The sequence below is a fragment of the Shewanella sp. SP1S2-4 genome, from assembly GCF_031932075.1.
GTDB classification, from domain to species: domain Bacteria; phylum Pseudomonadota; class Gammaproteobacteria; order Enterobacterales; family Shewanellaceae; genus Shewanella; species Shewanella baltica.
In genome coordinates this window covers 38,310-58,694 of the sequence record NZ_JAUOET010000026.1, presented here as the reverse complement: position 1 = coordinate 58,694, position 20,385 = coordinate 38,310, and the positions used below count along the sequence as shown (strand labels likewise).

The 20,385-nt window shown below is 46.1% G+C and carries 22 protein-coding genes and 1 riboswitch; of the genes, 1 reads left to right on the top strand and 21 read right to left on the bottom strand.

The window, feature by feature from the left end; translation table 11 throughout:
- Window positions 1-304: 304 nt before the first annotated feature.
- The 4 genes from Q4Q52_RS18430 to Q4Q52_RS18415 all read right to left on the bottom strand — a co-directional run bounded on the left by Q4Q52_RS18430 (window position 305) and on the right by Q4Q52_RS18415 (window position 6,329).
- Window positions 305-3,139 (bottom strand): ExeM/NucH family extracellular endonuclease, encoded by a 2,835-nt coding sequence (locus Q4Q52_RS18430; protein WP_311991295.1) that lies wholly within the window; start codon window positions 3,137-3,139, stop codon window positions 305-307.
- Between the two features lie 313 nt (window positions 3,140-3,452).
- A complete protein-coding gene (locus Q4Q52_RS18425; protein WP_012587847.1) occupies window positions 3,453-3,968 on the bottom strand; it encodes a GDYXXLXY domain-containing protein in 516 nt (171 codons plus the stop codon).
- Window positions 3,968-5,167, bottom strand: coding sequence for a DUF4401 domain-containing protein (locus tag Q4Q52_RS18420; protein ID WP_311991294.1), 1,200 nt, complete (start codon window positions 5,165-5,167; stop codon window positions 3,968-3,970). The genes Q4Q52_RS18425 and Q4Q52_RS18420 overlap by 1 nt, the downstream gene beginning before the upstream one ends.
- Window positions 5,154-6,329, bottom strand: coding sequence for a DUF2157 domain-containing protein (locus tag Q4Q52_RS18415; protein ID WP_311991293.1), 1,176 nt, complete (start codon window positions 6,327-6,329; stop codon window positions 5,154-5,156). Before Q4Q52_RS18415 ends, Q4Q52_RS18420 begins: the two co-directional genes overlap by 14 nt.
- Before the next feature lie 138 nt (window positions 6,330-6,467).
- Here Q4Q52_RS18415 and Q4Q52_RS18410 point away from each other — a divergent pair, with 138 nt between their 5' ends.
- Complete coding sequence (locus Q4Q52_RS18410) at window positions 6,468-7,313, top strand: transporter substrate-binding domain-containing protein (RefSeq protein WP_311991292.1); 846 nt, start codon at window positions 6,468-6,470, stop codon at window positions 7,311-7,313.
- 85 nt (window positions 7,314-7,398) lie between these two features.
- Here the strand turns inward: Q4Q52_RS18410 and Q4Q52_RS18405 are convergent, their stop codons facing one another.
- The 17 genes from Q4Q52_RS18405 to hinT form a co-directional block, all read right to left on the bottom strand.
- Entirely contained in the window at window positions 7,399-7,794 is a 396-nt protein-coding gene (locus Q4Q52_RS18405) for a hypothetical protein (RefSeq protein ID WP_106650289.1), read from the bottom strand.
- A 226-nt stretch (window positions 7,795-8,020) separates the two neighbouring features.
- Window positions 8,021-8,425 (bottom strand): hypothetical protein, encoded by a 405-nt coding sequence (locus Q4Q52_RS18400; RefSeq protein WP_106650288.1) that lies wholly within the window; start codon window positions 8,423-8,425, stop codon window positions 8,021-8,023.
- Between the two features lie 31 nt (window positions 8,426-8,456).
- A complete protein-coding gene (locus Q4Q52_RS18395; RefSeq protein ID WP_311906566.1) occupies window positions 8,457-8,921 on the bottom strand; it encodes a GNAT family N-acetyltransferase in 465 nt (154 codons plus the stop codon).
- Window positions 8,922-8,940: 19 nt separating this feature from the next.
- Window positions 8,941-9,546, bottom strand: a complete 606-nt coding sequence (locus Q4Q52_RS18390) for a GNAT family N-acetyltransferase (protein ID WP_106650286.1) — start codon at window positions 9,544-9,546, stop codon at window positions 8,941-8,943.
- Between the two features lie 350 nt (window positions 9,547-9,896).
- Window positions 9,897-10,520 (bottom strand): 2OG-Fe(II) oxygenase, encoded by a 624-nt coding sequence (locus Q4Q52_RS18385; protein ID WP_259512915.1) that lies wholly within the window; start codon window positions 10,518-10,520, stop codon window positions 9,897-9,899.
- Window positions 10,521-10,713: 193 nt separating this feature from the next.
- On the bottom strand, window positions 10,714-11,211 hold the full coding sequence (locus tag Q4Q52_RS18380) for a GNAT family N-acetyltransferase (protein WP_106650284.1): 498 nt from the start codon (window positions 11,209-11,211) through the stop codon (window positions 10,714-10,716).
- Window positions 11,212-11,266: 55 nt separating this feature from the next.
- Window positions 11,267-11,815, bottom strand: coding sequence for an NAD(P)H nitroreductase (locus Q4Q52_RS18375; protein WP_011846586.1), 549 nt, complete (start codon window positions 11,813-11,815; stop codon window positions 11,267-11,269).
- A gap of 136 nt (window positions 11,816-11,951) precedes the next feature.
- Complete coding sequence (locus Q4Q52_RS18370; RefSeq protein WP_311991291.1) at window positions 11,952-12,545, bottom strand: DoxX family protein; 594 nt, start codon at window positions 12,543-12,545, stop codon at window positions 11,952-11,954.
- A gap of 70 nt (window positions 12,546-12,615) precedes the next feature.
- Window positions 12,616-13,488, bottom strand: coding sequence for a DUF6279 family lipoprotein (locus Q4Q52_RS18365; protein WP_311991290.1), 873 nt, complete (start codon window positions 13,486-13,488; stop codon window positions 12,616-12,618).
- A gap of 145 nt (window positions 13,489-13,633) precedes the next feature.
- Complete coding sequence (locus Q4Q52_RS18360) at window positions 13,634-14,812, bottom strand: phosphotransferase (RefSeq protein ID WP_311991289.1); 1,179 nt, start codon at window positions 14,810-14,812, stop codon at window positions 13,634-13,636.
- Complete coding sequence (gene pnuC / locus Q4Q52_RS18355; RefSeq protein ID WP_012196928.1) at window positions 14,812-15,465, bottom strand: nicotinamide riboside transporter PnuC; 654 nt, start codon at window positions 15,463-15,465, stop codon at window positions 14,812-14,814. The genes Q4Q52_RS18360 and pnuC overlap by 1 nt, the downstream gene beginning before the upstream one ends.
- Window positions 15,466-15,511: 46 nt before the next feature.
- Window positions 15,512-15,772, bottom strand: coding sequence for a hypothetical protein (locus Q4Q52_RS18350; protein ID WP_028760297.1), 261 nt, complete (start codon window positions 15,770-15,772; stop codon window positions 15,512-15,514).
- A 106-nt stretch (window positions 15,773-15,878) separates the two neighbouring features.
- On the bottom strand, window positions 15,879-18,113 hold the full coding sequence (locus tag Q4Q52_RS18345; RefSeq protein WP_311991288.1) for a TonB-dependent receptor domain-containing protein: 2,235 nt from the start codon (window positions 18,111-18,113) through the stop codon (window positions 15,879-15,881).
- A 54-nt stretch (window positions 18,114-18,167) separates the two neighbouring features.
- Window positions 18,168-18,293: riboswitch (TPP riboswitch) on the bottom strand.
- Window positions 18,294-18,385: 92 nt separating this feature from the next.
- Complete coding sequence (locus Q4Q52_RS18340) at window positions 18,386-18,781, bottom strand: YcfL family protein (RefSeq protein ID WP_226059116.1); 396 nt, start codon at window positions 18,779-18,781, stop codon at window positions 18,386-18,388.
- 141 nt (window positions 18,782-18,922) lie between these two features.
- On the bottom strand, window positions 18,923-19,420 hold the full coding sequence (locus tag Q4Q52_RS18335) for a PaaI family thioesterase (protein ID WP_006086342.1): 498 nt from the start codon (window positions 19,418-19,420) through the stop codon (window positions 18,923-18,925).
- On the bottom strand, window positions 19,407-19,934 hold the full coding sequence (locus tag Q4Q52_RS18330; RefSeq protein ID WP_006081304.1) for a PaaI family thioesterase: 528 nt from the start codon (window positions 19,932-19,934) through the stop codon (window positions 19,407-19,409). The genes Q4Q52_RS18335 and Q4Q52_RS18330 overlap by 14 nt, the downstream gene beginning before the upstream one ends.
- Window positions 19,931-20,287: a purine nucleoside phosphoramidase gene (hinT, locus tag Q4Q52_RS18325; protein ID WP_006081303.1), complete on the bottom strand. Its 357-nt coding sequence runs from the start codon at window positions 20,285-20,287 to the stop codon at window positions 19,931-19,933. The genes Q4Q52_RS18330 and hinT overlap by 4 nt, the downstream gene beginning before the upstream one ends.
- Window positions 20,288-20,385 lie beyond the last annotated feature (98 nt).

Below are 20,385 nucleotides of genomic sequence, written 5' to 3'. Positions count from 1 at the left end.
AATACAGCACAACTGACGACAAAGTTATCTTGCTTTGTGCAATAGCTTTTTAGCTAAACGAACAGCAGAAGGGTTAGTTAAGATTGGCATTGTTGCACCTGTAACCTTCTAAAATAGGGATATTTTAGTAGAGCCCTCTGGGATACTTCTAGTTAAATAAAGAGGCGGTGAGTCACTGGGGAAACAATGAGAATTGATGTGTAGCAACAACTGACGATAACGTTATCTTGCTTTTGGGCAAAAAGAAAAGCCCGCGTATGCGGGCTTGGCGTCACTTAAAAATCAACGGAATATAAAGACTGACTTAACGATACGTCAACGTCGTAGTATCCGTTAACTTGTCGTTATCTTTAACGGTCAGTTCAACTGTGTGTTGTCCACGACGGGCAAGGCGCAATACCACTTGACCGTTAGCGCGGGTGCCATTGTCGAATGTCCACTTATGTTGCTTGATTACGCCATCGGTATCATAGCTAGTCGAGATAAACATATCGACGAACAGTAAATTGATACGTTGAATTTGCGCAACGGGTGGTTGTTTTACCTCACCAACAACCACAGAAATAGTTTGTGACGTGCTATGGGTTAGGCCGTCGTTATCCGTCACTGTTAGCGTGACCAGATACTCGCCGCTTTGACTATAGCTGTGAGTCACTACCTCACCCACTGCCACTGTATTATCACCAAAGCTCCACTCGGCTGACACGATTTGTCCGTCGCTGTCGGTTGAAGTGGATGTCAGTTGCACCGCAGCGCCATTCACCACTTGAGTGAAACTGGCCACTGGCGCGACTTTTTCCGCGTCGAGCAAGAGTGAAATCACCACAGGATCGTGATCCGATGAGCGGTAAGCATCAGTAGCGAATAAGTCTTGGATTTGAGCAGGTGTCTTAAACTCTTCGTTGTAATCCAAAACGCGTGGTTCGTCGGTATTGATATGCCACTCAGTCACATCCACCACTTTATCTAACAAGGCAGCGTTTGCTAAGGCATGATCCAACTGACCCGATTCAGCCGAGAACACATAGGAATAAGGATTTGGCTTTTCAAGTTTGGCAAACAGCTCACTAAAGCCTGCATTACCTAAAGCCGTTAATGGATCTTCCTTCGCATAGGCGTTCAAATCGCCAATCAGCAATACGCCTTGATCTGGATATTGCTCGCTAATCCATTGACCTGCAGCCGTCGCCGCACGGGTACGAGTGATATTACAGTTGCCTTGACCGTCGTTAAGATCAGGTTCGCCCGCACATTCACTGCCTTTAGATTTAAGGTGATTAACCGCAACAACCACGCCTTCTTCACTGCCGTTCACGCTAAAGGCTTGCGTCAGCATTGGACGGTTTTTGCTATCGTCAAACAGGGGCTTTTGATCGCTATCTAATGGCGAATTGGCACTGGATAGAATGCGTGCAGCGCCCTGCGGCGTGACTTTATCGCTACGATAAATCAAGCCAACTGTTATGGCATCGGTGCCAATCGCATTGATGCCTGTTGGCGCGATATAAGCGTAACGCGCTTCACCCACAGCGGCATTCAAGCCTGCGACTAAATCAGCAATGGCCGAGTTGGCGCCAAAGCCATCGTTCTCGATTTCCATCAAACCAAATACGTCGGCACTAATGCCCACCATGGCGCTGACAATCTTCGCCTTTTGACGCTCAAATTCGCTCAACGTATTGGCACCACGGGCGGTTGGGAAACCTGCACCTTGGCCGTCGCCATTGAAGTAGTTAAGCACGTTAAAGCTAGCGACTTTTAGATTACCGCCATCATTCAATGTGGGGGCGACAGGACGTGGGTTTTCCGCCACAAAGTTCACCGTCTCGATTGGCATAATGCGATACAAATTAAAGCCATAGTGCATTACACCCGTAAGCGATGTGGCTTTATCGCCTACACGCACAGTGTTTGATGCGCTCAAACCAGGAGCGGGGAATTGCACAGGATCAGGATTCTGCGCCGTTAAACCGTCATCCAATAAAATACTGTCACGTTGGTTGGCTGCGCTCACTGCCAGCGCATCCGTGCCCGGTGCAGCCACTTGCGTACCGATAAAGTGGCGCTGACTGCCTAATGAAATCTCGCCGTAACGACCGAGGTTGTAGACTTCGTTCACCACTAAATCTTGGCTGAAACGAACACGCATGCCCTCAAATGACTCAAAATCATCACTGCTGTTAACCGGTAAGGTCACTAGCGCGGCCATTGGTAACGTTTGTCCTGTGGCACACAACTTGTGATCAGATAAAGTCGTTAGTTCAGTTAAGCCTTGATATTCAGTGACTTTGGCTTTTAAACGAATACGATCGCCCGCCACATACGCGGTAGGCGCAGTGCCGGTATACACAAACACCCCTTCCGAGGTTTGTGGATCGCTATCGGCTTCGTTATCAGCCATTTGTACAAAAATGCCCTTAAGACCGGCTTCTTGATTACTGACGACAACCGCTTCAACCACTAAGGTTTGACCATTAAGAGGACTGGCAGCGCCCGCGCCTTGAAGCGCATGAATTGCTGTGGCTTCTTCGCCGCACACTAAAGAACTCGGTGGAGGGTCGATGGGATCGGTTGGTGTGCCAGCGCTGAATTTACCGAGATCAGAAATGTCATCCTTCGCAAAACCTAACCAAGTGCTAAAGCTGACCGCATCGTCACTGATGGGATCGGCAATTAGCTGTTCAGGATTACGGCGCAGGGTGTTGTCTTGAGTGGATAAATCACCACTGCCCCATTCGGCACCGGGATCGACACCGACTTGACCCAAACTATCAATCACTTGATTTTGATAAGTCAGTTCAATCGCATCGTCGCCGTTAAAGAAGCTGGCGGTACTTTGTTGATTGGTCACCGCAAGAATATCGGCCGACGCATCGTTATCGGCAACCACATAAGTCGCCCCCGCGGCTAATGAGCCAGTGAGCGCAATGGTCGTACCGACGTTAGTGCTGCCATTAAAATAGAAACGCAATTGGTATTGGCTTAAGTCAATAACGCCCGCAGTTGGGTTATACAATTCGATGGCTTTATTGTTGCTGCTGCCTTCGACGTATTCTGAAATGATCAAATTATCCGCGCCATGGGCAAGCCCACAAACGCTGCTGATGGCTAACGCCAGCACAGTTTTAGTGTTAAACATTGAGACCCCTAAATGTATTGTTTTAATATTTTGTATTGAATTGCGATTTAATTGATGTGCTTAGATGCTTCAAGATGATGTCACCTCGAAGACTGACGATACTATAGGCGACCAAGGTTACAAATTGGTTGCGCCAAAGTTGCAACTTAAGATTGATATTATTGGTGCAATTTAGCGATCAGAGCTAGGAAAAAAGCAGTACGGGGAATGCTGGCCGCCCATTAACAATGCGGCCAGAAATAATCAATGTGATGGGGATAAATCGCTCTTAACAACATAAGCAGAGCCAATGGATAAAAGCCCTGACGCAGGGCTATAAGGGCTCAAGTTTTTCATCAAGTAAACTGACCAGCAGTAACTCACCTTGGGCGTTCACCCTAAACTCGCCGTATTTAGCCGCACTGAAATGATCGGCTTGCCCTTCTTCAAAGAAAAAGCTGTTCGATGCGAGCTTGATTTGATTACCACGAACACGAAATTGCACCCGCAGTTGATCTTTACCCAGCGCTTGGTCGGTATAAAAATCCATAAAACGCGCCACTTTTTGCTCATCTAGTGCCAGCAACAACTGACCCTGCATTTGTTGCGGCGCTAAGGCGCTGCGCACATCGCGGGCAATGGCATATTCCAGCGCCATGTAATCCCCCTGCATTAACGAGCGCGGATCGACTGGCGCTAATGCAAAGCGCACGACTTGGCCGTGATTAAGCAGTTGTTCGAATTTGAAAATGCGCCAATTCACGCCAGCAAGAATCGCAACGGTCGTAAAAAGTACTATGCCCAGCGCCCATTTATGTGAAGCCGCCAGTTTTCCCATCACATTTCCCATCACATAGTCTCCTTGGCATTTTCATTGGCAGGAAATAACCGCCACATCAGCATCCTTGCCACCAGCAACAGCGCGCCTAAACCCATCAAATAAGCAGATTTCAGCAGTAGTGTTGTTTCTAATGAATAATAATATCCACTGACAAACAACAGCGCCGACACAATTCCCATGCCTTTTAGCCAAGGCTCATTGCAATAATGGCCAAGCAAGATCAATAGGATAGCCGTCGATAATCCCTGCATGGGTAAAGATAAATCGCTAATAACCATTAAACCGAGAAAACAGCCTATCGCCGCCATTGAGCTAAGTGATTGTTTGTGTTCGCGAAAAACGCTGACCAACAATAATCCGCAAATGACAAAAATAATCGACAGATGGCTTAGCGTGAACCACAGACTTTGTTGCCAAGGACTGAATAAGGCTTCAAAAATACTGTCCATACTAAAAGCGTGCATCAACTGCAACGAAAGCAAGGCGAGTGCGAAGCCATAGATGAGCATCCGAGCCCTACGATAATGACGCCCGAACTGATTGATATTTAATAACACTAGACTAATGACTACGGCAAAAAGGCTTGGGCTAAAATTGAGCAGTTCAAATTTTGCCATCAGGCCAATCACGCACCAACTAAAGCAAAAAGCGAATACAAACTGGGCTAGCCCATGGGCAATCAAGCCCCACAGTAATAATGTAATACCCGCCATACACAGATACCAGTTGAGGCTAAAATCATTGTCGATTAAATCATAGAATCCCCAAGCCACACTGATTAAACCACTCAAACAGGCGGCAAAAGCAAATTGCTCAATGAAGATCTGTTGCCGCGGCAAAAAATACAACCCAATGCCCACGGCTAAATAAGTTAAGCCGATAAATAAGGCGACGCCCTCACCTACCCGCTCAAAAATGGCGCCAAATGCCGCCATCATAAAACCCAATAGAAACAAAGCGGCTATCCAAGCGGCGAAGGCCTGCATAGCGGCAATATACCAAGGAATATCCTGGTTTTCTGGCATTTGGGGCGTACTGACTTTGCCCTCGGCATACAAGGATTGCCACAGTGTTATCAGACTGGATTCACCCGATGCATCAATTGAAGCGGCATTCTCTTTTGAAGGAGACTTTAAAGCAGTCGCTACCGAACTCGTTAAAGAATTGGTCACCATGTCGCCATCCGGTAAGCCATTATTGTTGCTCATGAATGTCTCCCACTTTCCCTTGGGTCGCTCTCGCTACGGGCTCAGGCTCTAATTCAGACATAGATTCAGGCATAGATTCAGGCTCTGATTCAGGCATAGATTCTGACTGTGGTTTAAGCTTGCGACTGAGTGCCTTTAACCAAATACTCAAGCCTGTGCTCGCCAAAATGATGTAAAGCCCAATAAACAGAAACCCGCCTATGGGATCATTGTCCTCAAACATCAACCGTATCAGTAACGCAGCGCCCACGGCAATCAAGCTAAAACCGCCCAAGGCCAAGGGATATATGCGCGGTAAGCGATAGCGAAAGATAACGAATCCAAATATCAGATGGGCAAAATAACCACAAATGATCCAAGTCCTCGCGCCATCAGACTTAAAAAGATCGTCGAAAATCAACCAAGTGATTAACCAAGTAAAACAGCCCATCGCAAACAGTGAACACGCATATTCGAGAATTGGCGCATGCCAGCGCCCCACGACGTTGCGGTCTAGAAAAACAAAAGCGTAATAGATAGCTAAATTCAAACAGATAAAGATCAGCAGTTGGCCTTGTTCATCCAAGAAGGCTCCCCATAAATGGGAAAAGGAATCTAAAAATATCCCTATGCTTAGGTTAATAAGTCCCACCAGCAGCAGCCATAAACCATCGAATCCCGCCACCCAAGCGAAAGGCAAAATCACTAACGCCCACAGGGCGAATAACTGCCAAGGATCGGCGCCCGTTTGATAGGTTTGCCCAACCAGTGCTAATAAGCCGCCCACCAATACGCTCGCGGCCAATAAAACACCATTGGCTGTCGTCCCACCAAATCTACTGTCGTTGCTTTGGTTACTATGACTATGGAAATGGGAAGCAGCTGAAAGGGAATTAGCACGATAATAGAGCCAAGCAAATGCGCCGATGGCGAGCACTATCGCCACTTCAATAAGCCCAAATTTGGCAAAACGCCCGAGGGATTGCCAATTGTAGGCAAAGAAAAAAATTACCCCAGAGGCAAAGCTCAAGGCGCCAAACCAGAGTAATAAGTTAGCGATTAAGCCACGCCAGCTCGACGCATCAGGCAACTCTGTGACCTGCCGATAAAGCGTATTCGCTTGCTCTTGCGTGATATGTCCCTGTTCAACCCAGCCACACACTTGAGATTTTATCTGGCTCAATGTGAGTTCTCCCTCATCCTGTTTGCGCTAGCTTACTATGACCTATTCAAAATTCGCACAACATCGACAGCGTTGAGTAAATTAAATTGTGTATACTTGTAAAAAAATCATTAACCTTTGGCATGATTAGGGGTGACCATGGTAATAAGACAGTTGTATCGTCTACTCTTTAGCTTCGTCTTAGGGATCAGCGTATTTTCGGCCGCAATCGCCCAAGATAACAATCAGTCACCCACAGCACCTAATACAATAGTACCCAATACAACAGCACCCAACACGATACCGACTATTCGTGTCGGTGGTTATCCATTTGCCCCCTATGTGGATCTACAACAGGATGGCCGTTACACAGGCCTCACCCTCGATATCATCAATGCATTGAATCAAATACAACAAGAAGTGTTTTTTGAATTTACCGTCACCAGTATTGAGCACAGATATAAAGCCTATATGTTAGGCCGCTTCGACATGATGATATTTGAGAATCCCGCCTGGGGATGGCAAAAAATTGCGGATCAGTTTATTCCGCTAAATATGATAGATGGAGAAGTGTTTATTGCGCTTAAGACCAAAGCCCATAATCAAAATTATTTCAAAAACTTAACCAATAAATCAATCGCATTCGTTAAGGGCTATCACTATCAGTTTGCCCACTTTGAAACCGATACTGAAACGCTGAAAAAGCAATTTCGCCCTTTGTTTGTCAGCAACAACAGAGCCACTATCGAAAGCATTCTGCGCGAACGGGCTGATATCGCTCCTGTCACTCATTCCTATTTACAGTATTATTTAAAGGCTAACCCACAAGACAGGCATTTACTTTTAATATCAGATAAATGGGACCAAAAGTACGATAATGGCATCTTGCTTAACCACAGTTCATCACTCGATGCTAAGAAGCTAACACACTGGATTCAGCAGCTCATCAACAATGGCAAACTCACCGAACTCGCTGCCCAATACGCAATCCAGTCGAGCCAATAATTTTTTATTCACACTATTAGCGCAGTTAGTTTCGCCAAGTCGTTAACGCGTCAAGCGCGATGATTATCTGAGCATGATTAGCGATTTATGCGACAGACAACAGAGGCCCAAGCATTGCCAAAGTGCCAATCAGCAAAAAAATTAAAGCCTGCACTATAATCATCTGGCCACTATTTGGCGGGCTTAAAGTGGCAATATAAAACTGCCAAATTGCAAAGATCCCGTAATTCATCCCAAGAAATAACAATAAGCTATAGGCATACATACCTGGGATCACTCTAAGTGCACAGGCCAAAAGTACCGCAGTTGAGGCCACAAAAAACACTGACTGACAATGAAATAAACAGCGCAGCATTTGCTTGCTCTGCTGGGAAACATTGGCCTTTAACAGCGGCGCCAATAGAACACGCTTACCATAGATCAAATGGTATCCACAGACTCCAGCACTCAAGACAGTTGCTGCCATTAATGTTAAAACCATACTGCTCCTCGTTATTGCTCATATTGGCTGGTGTTTGAAGATAAAGCGTAAACAGAACTAAAATTGCAACCCTAGCGATAAGACCCTGAAAACCCCAGTTGAGTTTCAGCAGAGTGCAAAAAGGAGCCCTTAGGCTCCCTTACATCACATATTTCAATTCACAATGCTCAAAGTCAAATGCTCAAAATCACATGCTTAAAAACCTGTGCTGACTCAAACCTGCCGACTACATAGTCGCCATAGTCCAATAATCTAAACGCTTTTGTGGATCGGCTAATAGGTTTTTACATTCTTCTTTATATTTGCCCATTAACGCACCTAAGTTACTTGAGCCCCCTAAGCTTTCGATTTGACGCGCTTTCGCGTCGGCAACTGCTTGAGTCACTTCAGCTTCAGAGCTGTATTTCTTGGCTAAATTCTCAGATTCAATTTTAGAGCTTTTTAAACGCTCACCCACAGCCTGCATTTGCGGTGCATTCATCGCCCCAATAGCTTCTGAGCTAATTTGGTAATAAGCGGCACACTCAATGGCTTCTTTACTAAACGCTTTTTCTGCTTCATCAGCCCAAACTGCGGTACTGGCACTCAATACTAAACCACCTAATACCAATGTTTTTACCTGAGTTAACATGTTACTTTCCTTTTAATCGTCATAAATAAACCTACTCAAGCCCTGGGTGGATCTCAAGCTCGTAGATATAAAAATCTTGGTTACGCACAAAGCCTAAGCCTTCATACAAGCCCTGTGCGCGCTGGTTTTTTTGCTGTGTTTCTAACATCAAATAACTCATATTATGCGCTTTGGCATAACTGGCGGCCTGCTGCACTAACGCTCGCCCAATACCGACACATCGGGCATGTTGAGTCACATACACATCATTGAGGATCAACATTGGAGCCATACGTAACGATGAAAAGCTGGGATACATTTGCACAAAGCCTAATCCAAGCCCTTGATTATCTTTGGCAATAAATATCACCGATGACTCATCTAATAATCTTGCTTGAATAAACTGCTCCGCCGCCGCAACATCATCCCTGCGCCCATAAAACTGTCGGTACTCATTGAATAACACTGCAATCTCATGGGCTTGAGTCACATCTGCTCGAGTTATAATGCTTGCCATGGGCCTTTCCTTGGTATCGTTAGAGTGTTGGCGGGTGTTGTCGCAATCGAAATTGCAAACTGTTTTTCACCGCTGGCCACTCAGCATCAATAATGGAATACACCACAGTATCGCGAATTGTGCCGTCTTTAAGAATTTTGTGATTACGCAACACACCATCTTGCTTAGCACCTAGTCTCGCAATCGCTTGTCTGGAGGCTTGGTTATGCCAGTGAGTTCGAAACTCAACGGCAATGGCATCTAAGGTTTCAAAGGCAAAGGTCAATAGTAATAACTTAGCTTCGGTATTGATCCCCGTACGCTGGGCACGTTTTGCATACCAAGTGTAGCCAATCTCAAGGCGACGATTTTCAGGCTCCCAATTGCAAATTCGCGTGCAGCCGACAATTTCACCGCTCACTCTATCCCGCACAGCAAAGGGAAAACTCTGACCCCGCGCTTTTTCTTCGAGGGCTTTAGTCACATAGGACTTCACCTCGGCGGGTTCTGGCACACTAGTAAACCACAAACGCCAAAGCTGACCATCTGTTACAGCTAAACTCAATGCCGCCACATGGGACAAAGATAAAGGCTCAAGCACAATATGCTCACCCGTTAAACAACCTAAGTTATCTTCACAGCCCACAGTCTCGCCTCCGTTAAATAATAGAAAAGTGTGTTGTTGCGCACATTTTTATCTAGCCTAACATTAAACGAGAATAAAAAAACACCCTATTTTCAGCATGATTGGACAAATTTGTCCTATTGTCGACGGCTTAGATTACCTAAAGCTTAAGAGTGTAAAAAATTTGAGAAATGAGTGAATGGCAGTTAAATCCGCTTGGAGTCAATACTGCTATCACAGAATACGTCGCGAAATGAGATAAGCAATCGGGGCCAATAACAGCAAACACCTAAATCTGCGTTCAGTATTTAAGCGTTTGCTATCCGTTGAAGCTAGCCACCATAGTTAGAGGCAAAAGTTAAAATCTAAAGTTAAAAGCCATGCACACTGTTACTGACCCTAAACCAACCCGCAATACTATTGCGCTGGGCTAAGGTTTTAGTCACTTCATGGGGAAATCGCTCACTGAGAAAAATCACAAAATGACCCATTTTAGGTGCGATGCGTTCAATCTCAATATCAGCTTCATCATAGATAATCAACTCGCCACAATCAGCCGCTTTCCAGTCAGGATTTAAGAAAAACACTGTGGTTAAGATACGGTTTTGACTGCCTTTTAGCGCATCGACATGCTTTTTATAAAATGCCCCAGGCTGATATACCGCATAGTGACTTTCATAGTCGAATAACCCCATAAACAAACGACGATTTAAGCCATTTTTGAGTTGCGTCATCAGTTCAAGATATTGGGCATCAGGCTCGTTGTGCTCTTCTAGCCATTGTATTCTGTCGCGGCGAATGTCGGGGTTTAATTGCTGCTCTGCGCCACGACCAATGGACGCAGCTTTTAGCTCATGTGCTTGCGTTGATTGAATTTTTTCCAATAGCACTTGGCTTATATTGTTTGGAACTAAGTCAGGTAAAAAGATATAGCCTTTGTCTACTAAGGCATCAGCGATCACGTCCAGCATTGCTTCACTTAATTGCGAAACCATTATGCTACATCCAATAAAAGGGCTACGCTTTTGCTGTACTCAAGGGCTCAAGGAGGGATTAAATGAGCCTGATTTTCGAGGGGCGTCGATACGAGATATGATTGCCATATCTCAACAGTAAATTTTCAGAATTCTAGAGTAAAGAACGCCGAATTACAATAAAATAAAAATCACTATAAACAACAGCTTAAATTCAACTAAACAGTTCAACTGGCTCATCATCTGGGCTAAGCTGCACACACTGCTCAAACTGTAATCCCAGTTTGTTCAGCAATGCCTTTGACGCGCCATTATGGGCGCTCACAATCGCCACAATACGCTCGATACCTAAACTTTTGCCTAAATCAAAAGCGGCTTTCGCGGCTTCGAATGCGTAACCCTTACCCCAATATTGCGGCAAAAATGCATAGCCTATGTCGACATTATCAAGCGTCGGCCGTTTGATTAAACCGCAAATTCCTATGGTGAATCCGTTCTCCGCAAGCACCACGGCATAAAAGCCAAAACCACATTCGGCATAACTTTTCATTGGTCCATTGAGGATATAATCCTTGGCCTGCACAAGCGTGCGTACTCCCCTGTCCCCTATATTCTCAATAAAGCCTTGGCTATTGAGCAAGACTAACATAAATGAAGCATCGGCTGGGGTTAACTGCCGCAGGATTAATCTCGGAGTACGCGCCACTTGCATAGGATTTCTCCACTAAAAATAGACAATGTTTATAAAAATATAGTCATAAGCTTTTTCATAAATAACGGACGTATTGGCTGCCGTCCTTTTGCGGTTTTTGGGGTGCCACAACCGCTGGCGTACCGACATACAAAAAGCCGACAATTTGGTCGTGTGGTTCAAGGCCTAAGGCGGCATTCACATTAGCATCGAAGGCAAAATCGCCCGTGCGCCATACCGCGCCTATGCCTAAGGCAAAAGCCGCTTGTTGCATCGCCATCGTTGCGCAGCCCGCTGCAATTTGTTGTTCAAGTACAGGCACTTTAGGGTGTTGCTGCGTTTTTGCAACGACAGTGATCACCATAGGCGCACGCATTGGCATACCCTTGGCTTTATTAACGAAATCCTCGTCGGCGCCGCTGGCTTTAGCCGCCTCAACAAAGATATCGGCTAAGGTGTTTAACCCTTGATCCGTGGCAATAATAAATTCCCATGGGGCTAATGCACCATGATCTGGCACACGAATGGCAGCATCTAAGATGATTTTTAATTGACTCGCATCGGGAGCGGGAGCGATTAATCGCGGGGTCGATTGACGGGTGAGCAAAAGTTCAATAGCGTCCAAGTTCTTATCCTAGTTCGATATAAATTGCGTTCAAGCATAGCAAATTGCAGGCAAAGAGACATAAAAAAATCCCACCGCATGGATGGGATTTAACGCTTTGATTGCGCTTTAAAATCGTGAGCTCTTTATAAAAGGCTTACTTAACCCCGCAGCGCTTAGCGATGAAATAATCTAGGCTAGTGTAACGGCCGCCGCCTAAGGTGAAGAGTGCCAACAACATAATGAAATAAGTGGCCGCAAACTCAATACCATTATTAAGCACAGCTAAGTTACCTGAGCTGGTCAGCCAGTCATAATTACCGTGCTCCTGCAATATTTCTTTGGCTTTCGCCAGTTTATCCCCAGCCTCAAGCACTCTGTCGTTGGCAAGCCAAGAACTGCCATCGGCAATCGCTAACCAGCCATTTGGCCAATGCACAGTAAATGCAGCCACCAACATAGTGACCATCAAAGGGATAGAAATCAGCCGAGTCGCAAGCCCAAGCAGTAATAATATAGCGCCAAAGAACTCGGTTCCCGCCGCCAATCCAGCCATTACCGCCGGCACTGGCAGGCCTAAACCCCAATCGGGATTGGCAAACCAAGCAACCGTATCGTCAAAGTGAGCGAGCTTGTTATAGCCCGCTTGCATCAACACGGGCGCAAGGTAAATCCTGAGGGCTAATGGCGCTAAACCATCGAAATAACGACTCATATTGAGCAGTTTTTGATAAAGGGATGCAAGTGGCATAGTGTCTCTCTTTGACTGATGAATTTACTTGCAGGAATAGACCCTAGCAAGCCAATAAATCTTTCATGAGCTAGGCTTTTTTTGCACTTGCCTCTTTTTCAATGGCTTCTTGATTCAACTCATTGAGATCTTGAATGAGTCCACCCAACTTTTTATAAAAATGTTTCGACTGCTTGTCCGACAAACTCGTGTTCATCGCTAGCAGTAAGGTCCCAAATGCCTCAGTATTTTTGCGTAAAAATACTTTATGTTGCTCAGACTTAAGCTCATCGGGCTGCGTCATCAACAGGGTCAAACGCTCAGTTAATAGCGCTTCGTCGGCGCGCTGGCCAAGGGCAACTTCAAACTGACGTAACCATTCGTGGCGGTATTCGAGCCACATATCTAAGGTGGATAAACGCTGTTGATTATACTGATGAATAAGCACTTTTTGTTCTGCACTCACACTGCCAAGCCAGTCATCAAATTGCTCTTGAAGGTTTTCGTCGGCCTCTTTTTGTAACTGCGATGGAGTTTTGCCGGCAAACTCTTTGACGAGCTCCTGCTCATCTTCCCGTAATTTGGCGAGGATTTGCTTCACCTGTTCATCGGACAAGGACATGATGATGGGCAGTAATTCTGGCAAAGCAAACTCAAACAAACGAAACCAATGCCGCTTAGCAATCTCCACATGCTCGGCCCATAATACTGGTGTTAAGGTATTGGTTTTGATGAGGCTTTCGACTTCGGTTAATTGCACCACATAGTGGGACAATTCTTTAGATTGATGCCACAGGACAAATTTTTCAATGAGGGCGTCAAATGCCTTTTGCTGTGGTTTATCTAAAGTAACGTAGTCCTCTTGCTCCCAACCGATGGCCCAATCGAGGAAATGGTAACTGAATTTAGTGGAACAGGCGCTTAAGCCTAAGAGACACACAAGTAGCATCACGCCTTTTTTCATTCTGAATCATCCATCCTAGAACTGTTGCTAATATGACGCTTGAGCCTATATAAAGTTGCCTCTTATATCAAACAAGTTTGTCCAATAAAGGTTTTCAATATGTTAATATTTTGCCTGTTTTATGATTCCAATCGAGCAGCCATCCTTATGATGCTTGGGTGATGAGCGGCCAAAAACAATCAAACCATGCGAGATAGTCGGCGCTACGACTGGGCTCCGTTTGCGCCGCCATCAATAATGCCCAGTAACAGGCAAATACCCAGTACATGTCAATGGCGGCGGGCACGGCCGCTACGGCGTTTACTGAGACATAAGGGTGTTCACTCAGATACTGCGTCACTAACTCGTTTTGCTGGGCAGGTGTTAACGCATGGGTCGCTAACACTACGGCTAACTCACACAGGGGATGCGACGCCGTCGCATACTCAAAATCGATACAATACAAACGATTATTTTTGAGTAGCAAGTTGTGGGGATTAAGATCGCGATGACAAAACTGCGGTTTAATTAAACAAGCCGCTAAGTCATCACACCAATGTTTGATGTCGATTTGGATGTTAAGCAGCTTAGCGACTCGCTCACTCCAATCGTGCGTGAGCGCAAGAGATGCCTGATAGGCAAGCATCTGCTGGTGATATTCCTGCCATTGCTCTGTGATACTAATGGCATAATGACCTGTGGGCAGTTCCCGCAATTGCAGCAATAATTCCAGCAGTAAGCGCGCAGCTGAGTTGGGATGCTTATCTTGCTGTATTGGTATCAGACTAAGCTCATGATTTAAATAAGCTTGTTGTGAATAGCCGTGATGTAAAATGCCCAAAGACGACTGCCCCAGCACAAAATCAGCGGCACTGGTTTGGCGCTCTAAGGCAGGCCAATGGATTAAGCGTTTACGTTGAAAGCGTTCGCTATCAATCACATTGTGTTCAATTGCCGCACACTCTGCAGCGCTCGCTACTGCACTTTCGATAAGGTCACTCTCAATAAAGTCACTCGCAATAAGGTCACTCTCAATAAAATCACTGAGGTAGTAGCGCTCATCTTCACTCACCCACAGCAGTGCTGGGGCAAGTTTAGCTTGGGCGAGTTGTTGCCAGTAAAAACGCTCCTGCTGGCGGGTGCAAAAACTGTCCGCCGCATCGGCATTGACCCGCAGCACATAACACCCTGTTGGCGTAGTGATCTTATAATTATGATTACTCAAGCCGCCCGAAAGCTCGCAAATACTTAGTACTTGCTCAAGCCCAGCTCGTTTGAGTATGGGCAAGAGTGTATTGAATGATTCGCGCGTTGAGTATGGCTTAGCAGCATTGACATCGAGCATTAACTGAGTAACTTCAAGGCATTGGCCTCACGGGCATCGGCTAACGCAGTGCGCCACAGGAAATACCCTACAACTGCAAGCCCTACATAGAGTACGAATAATAACGAGGTCAACATCAAGCCTTTGCTGAGATAAAGGTAAATAGACACTATGTCGATAACGACCCAATAGAGCCAATTCTCAAGTACTTTCTTCGCTACTAAATAGGTCGTCATCACAGCAAAACAGGTCGTGGCCGCATCTAAATATGGGAATGCGGCCTGAGTATACGTCGCCATGCCGTGACCGACTAATAACGAAATAACGCCTGTCACCGCGATCAACTTCAAGTGGGTTTTCAGCGGCCAAGTGGTCACTTTGACCCCTTGATGTTTATCGCCGCCTTGGGTCCAGAGCCAATATCCATAGAGCGCCATCGCCATATAATAGATATTCAGCACTGACTCCATCAGTAACGACACCTTCCAAAACAACACAGTGTAAATGGCGGTACTGGCAAAGGCCGCCGCCCAGCACCAGACGCTCGCCTTCATTGCCAGCAGTAGATATGCCATGGCCAGCAATACAGCCAAGGCTTCCCATGCGGTCATCACATGGACTTCACCAAAGGCCGCATTCATACTCTCGACCAAGGTTAACCATAAATCTGTCATTGTGTTGTTCTCACTGCCTATTTGTCGCGTATATGACGCTAAAACATTATTCGCTGTGGGCTAAATTCAGCTCACCACCGATAAACTTACACACAAATACTGCCTTGCCCCACTTCTCATGGGCGGCTTGCATCTCGGTCGCCAGCATAGTCATCACATCTAAATAATCGCCGCACACTTGGGTTGCCATCGCATTGGTCACGCGCTCGATATTAGGATAGCTATCCACGCGACCAATGAACCACTTTATCGGATCGAGGTAGTTCTCATTGAAGGGATACATGCTAATTTCTGCGGTCAGTTTCATTTTAATTCCTTAAATTTGAGAGAAGCTGTATCCCTTACGCTGGACTACAGCTTAGCCATGAGTTAACCCAATAGGCTCATAGTGATATGTGCCATTACATCAGCTTTTACATAAACTTAACGTTAAAGGTGACGCCAATCTGACGCGGATCACCGTAACGAATATATTGCTTTTCTGCCCAGCCATTATCAGGCTCGTTACCGAAGTAGAAACCGCGCACACCGTATTCTTCATTGAACAAATTACGGCCCCATAAATAAGCCGACCATGCACTCGCCTCATAACCCACGCGGGCATTGACGATAGTGTAGGGTTCAGAACGGGATTCATTGCTGTCGGAATAGTAAAACTCGCTCTTACCGCTTAAGTTTAGGTTAGTAAACCAGCCCGAATTGGTACGATAAGTCCCGCCAATGCTGTAGGTTAAGTGTGGTGAATGAGCCAGATCGCGGCCAGTTAAATCGACCTCAGTGCCGTATTTATCCTGATACTGGTAATCACCGTAGGCCGTTTCTAACCAACCTAAGCTTGAGTAAATTTGTAGATTATCCGTGGCATACCAGGTCGCATCTAACTCAGCACCATAGTTATTAGAACTACCAGCGTTTTCGGTAAACAAGATAAAACGCTGAGGTTTATCAGGGTCTTGCTGGGATGCCGCCACCTGTTGATCTTGTCTGTCCATATAGAACAGCGCCAAATTAGTATCGATAAGCCCCGCTAACCAATGGGATTTAAGGCCAATTTCATAGTTATAAAGCGTCTCAGTACTAAACTCTTTTTTATCGTTCAATTCGACAGGTAAAGTCATGTTGAAACCGCCCGCCTTGTAACCGCGCGCGACACGAACATAAGCGTTGTGCGAGTCATTCAGCACTTTACTCACTGCAATATGACCGCCCCACATGGTTTCACTCGGGTCGAAATTATCGTTATTCGTATCTGAGTAATGGCTGTTACGGCGCTCTAAACGTAGGCCCACAGATAAGGCATAATCTGAGCCCAGATCCGTATCGAGCTGACCAAACAAGGCATAGTTCGTCGCTTCATACTCAGAGTCTAATACTTCATCCGGCCAAGTATTGTACTCAGAATACAATTGGTTATCTTCTTTCAGATTCATGCCGTACACACCAAGCAACCAATCGGTGCTATCCGCAAAGATTCGGCCCTGCTCGGTAGAACTTAAGCGAAACTCTTGCGACACAGTTTTACGTTGGCCCGTTTTATCCCAAAAATAATCATATTGGCACGGCGCCAGATTGCCATAGTCATCACTGCATTGCTTAGAAGCCCAATACTCTGGGTTCGACCAATCGCCATCGTAACTGTAATGGTGATCGGTATTCGCAAAGGACGTTAACGAGGTCAACTCAAAGGTTTCGGCGCCAGAATAGGTCGCTTTAAAGCCTGCGCCTGTGGTGCGCTGGCTATCGACACCCGGTTGATCCGATGTCGTCTGGGTCGGTGAATTGGTTAAACTCCACACATCGTAGCCATTATCAAAATCGGCGTGCAGCACAGTTAAATCAAACTGCAAATCGTGAGTCGCATACCAGCGCAGCTTAGCGCGGCCGCTGAACTCATCGCGGCCATTGGTATCGTCACGACCTAAATAGAGGTTGTCGTGGTAGCCATTTTGTTGATGTTGCTGCAGTGACACACGATAAAGTAGCTTGCCAGAATCCGTTAATGGGCCAGAACTGAAACCGCTAAACGTGCGTAAATCATCATCGCCTAACGAGACTTCTGCACCATGTTCAAACACATCGGTGGGGTCGTTACTTTTCAGATAAATCAGTCCCGCTAAGGCATTCGCGCCATAACGTGTGCCCTGTGGTCCACGTAGCACTTCGACCTGTTGTAGATCGTACATGCTCGACACCATGCCAATACCGGATAAATCGATATCATCTATGATGTAACCTACAGAAGAATTAGGTGCACCTTGGTATTGCTCTTGCTCACCTACGCCGCGAATTTGAAAATATTTAGGCCGCGAACTTCCACCTGACCAGTTAAAGTTGGCGATAGAATTGAGCAGATCTTCAAAGTGCTGCGCGCTTTCATCTTGAATTTTTTGACTGTCGATAACGGTAATGCTGGAGGGCATTTTTTCTAAACTTGAGCTGCGAAAATCCGCCGTCACCACCATGACTTCCATCTCAGTGCTGGGATCGGGTTTATCGATAGCATCTGTTTGTGCAAATGCAGCAGAGCTCAGCGCAGCAGCAATGGCTAATGCCAGCGGCGCTCGGGTTAAAAACAAGCTGGGCGATACGGTTGAAAACGGGGAATGACGTTTTGACGTGTTACTGTTTAGCGTTTTACTGTTTAACATAGGACCTCAAATACATAGTTTGAGATCCGGCAACGAATAAGCGATTCAGAAGTGTGCTGTTGATTGGCCCATTCCTACGCCGGTATTAGCCGGATCAGGTTCTAAGGGTTCGTCAACTGACATCTCAGTTTGCAGTAATCAATGTAAATTCATTCGCTGCAAACACCCCTTGGCGACGCCTAGTATACATGAGTAATAGGATGGGATGACACATTTACCTCATAAAATGAAAAATGCCAGCATAGCTGGCATTCTCTGGGCGAACTCACCGCTTAATTCGAAAAGGTTTCGCGCACGTACACATCAAATTTAACCGCTTGGGCATTGGGCGCCACGGCGGCGACTTGCAATTGTTGCTTGCCATGCAACTTGACCGATTTCCAGCTCGTCGCTTCATCTTCAATAGTAAAGCCGCTGGCGTCGTACCAAGTGAATTTATACTGCACACGCATGTCAGTTGATGATTTGCTAACAATCAGCGCTGAGCCCTGCACTAAATCGCCAACTCGGCGTGCATCCACACTTTCAACTCCAATATCTCGGGCAAAGCTGGAATTATCGACACGGGTTTCACCGAGCGAACTCACTGAAATACCTGCGGTATGTGAGGCACAAGCACCTAAGGTCAGCGCCGCGGCCAATAACAGTCCTGTATAAATTTGTTTCATCTCTTTCTCCCAGTCACGCGACAAAATGCGCGGCCAGCGCGCATCATTTCCCATTAAACGACAAGCTAATCGAACTGTGCTGAACTTATGCTTAACAAGACAGACTTAATCATCACTCAAACATCTGCTCAATAAAACGAGTTAATCAATCAGAAAGTGCGCCCGTGCCGTAGCGATGAGCTGCTTACGATTGGTTTGCCAACAATCGATATTCACGTTGGCCACTCGTCGCCCCTGGCGGGTAATGCGACATTCTGCAAAGCTATCTTTATGCAGTCCTGCACGTAAATAGTCGATGGAAAAATCAACCACTTTAGGCACTTTGGCTGTTTGCATAAAGACCATCAGCTGCACTATCGCTGACATCTCCATAAAACCTGCAATGACGCCGCCATGGATAGCTGGCAACACAGGATTACCGATATTGTCGTCCTTAGCAGGCAATTTAAAAATCAGTTCATCACCAAAACGCTCAACCTTCATACCAATAAATTTGGCATAGGGAACGTGCTCAAGTAAATGACCGAAATCGTTAAGCTCAGTCGCGCGCTTAACAATGCCTTGCACATCGATAGGCGCTTTTACTTGGGCGTGTTGAGTTGCACTGGCTGTGCCAAGTTCCGAATTATTTGCGCTCATCAGTGTCTCCTATTTCAGGCACGGCTTCACCCATCAGCGCTTGTCTAAAGGCATCACCCACCATTTCTGGGCTGATCCGCATAAAGGAACCAACAGCATGGGCAATAGGATCATCTATGCTGTCTTGATAAGCAATCGCGCGGGTAAAGGCAATGTTAGAGGACAATTTGTAGCATTCCGCAAACCCAAACACAGGTTTATGGGGCTGAGCGGGCTTCATATAATCCACCCGCAAATCGAGCGTCGGTGAGATTTCTAACAATTTGAATTTATGGAAAATTGCACTGACTACTGCACTACCACAGGCGGTATCCATTAAAGTAGTAATGACTCCGCCATGGATAACGCCCGTATCGGGATAACCAATTAATTCAGTGCTGTAGGGCAACTCAATCAACACATGGTGCTCGCTCGCCTCTAATACGGTTAAACCGAGACGACGACACTGAGCGAGTTGATCCACAAACCGCTGCGCCATTTGGGTCAGCGGGAAAAAATCCGAATTGACCTTCATTTGCCTTGGCTCAACATGGGCCCCAGAGGCTCCCCGCCCACAAGGTGGAAATGAATGTGATAGACTTCTTGTCCACCGTGTTGATTGCAGTTCATGATCAGTCGGTAGCCATCTTTAGCGATACCCGCTTCCGCCGCCAATTTCGCCGCAACTGTCATCATGCGGCCAAGTACCGGCTCATCAGAGGCTTTCATGTCGTTCGCCGTTGGTATCAAATGATTCGGCACAATCAAAATATGGGTTGGCGCCTTAGGGGAAATGTCTCTAAAGGCAGTCACAAGTTCATCTTGATACAGAATATCCGCGGGAATTTCGCGACGAATAATTTTGCTGAAAATCGTTTCTTCGGCCATGGGGCGTCCTCCTTGGGTTAGTTGGCATAGTATACTAGTAATTCAATGCTTTGTGTCTGTAGATATTTTGCTTTTCATTTGCCAGTTGCAGGCATTTT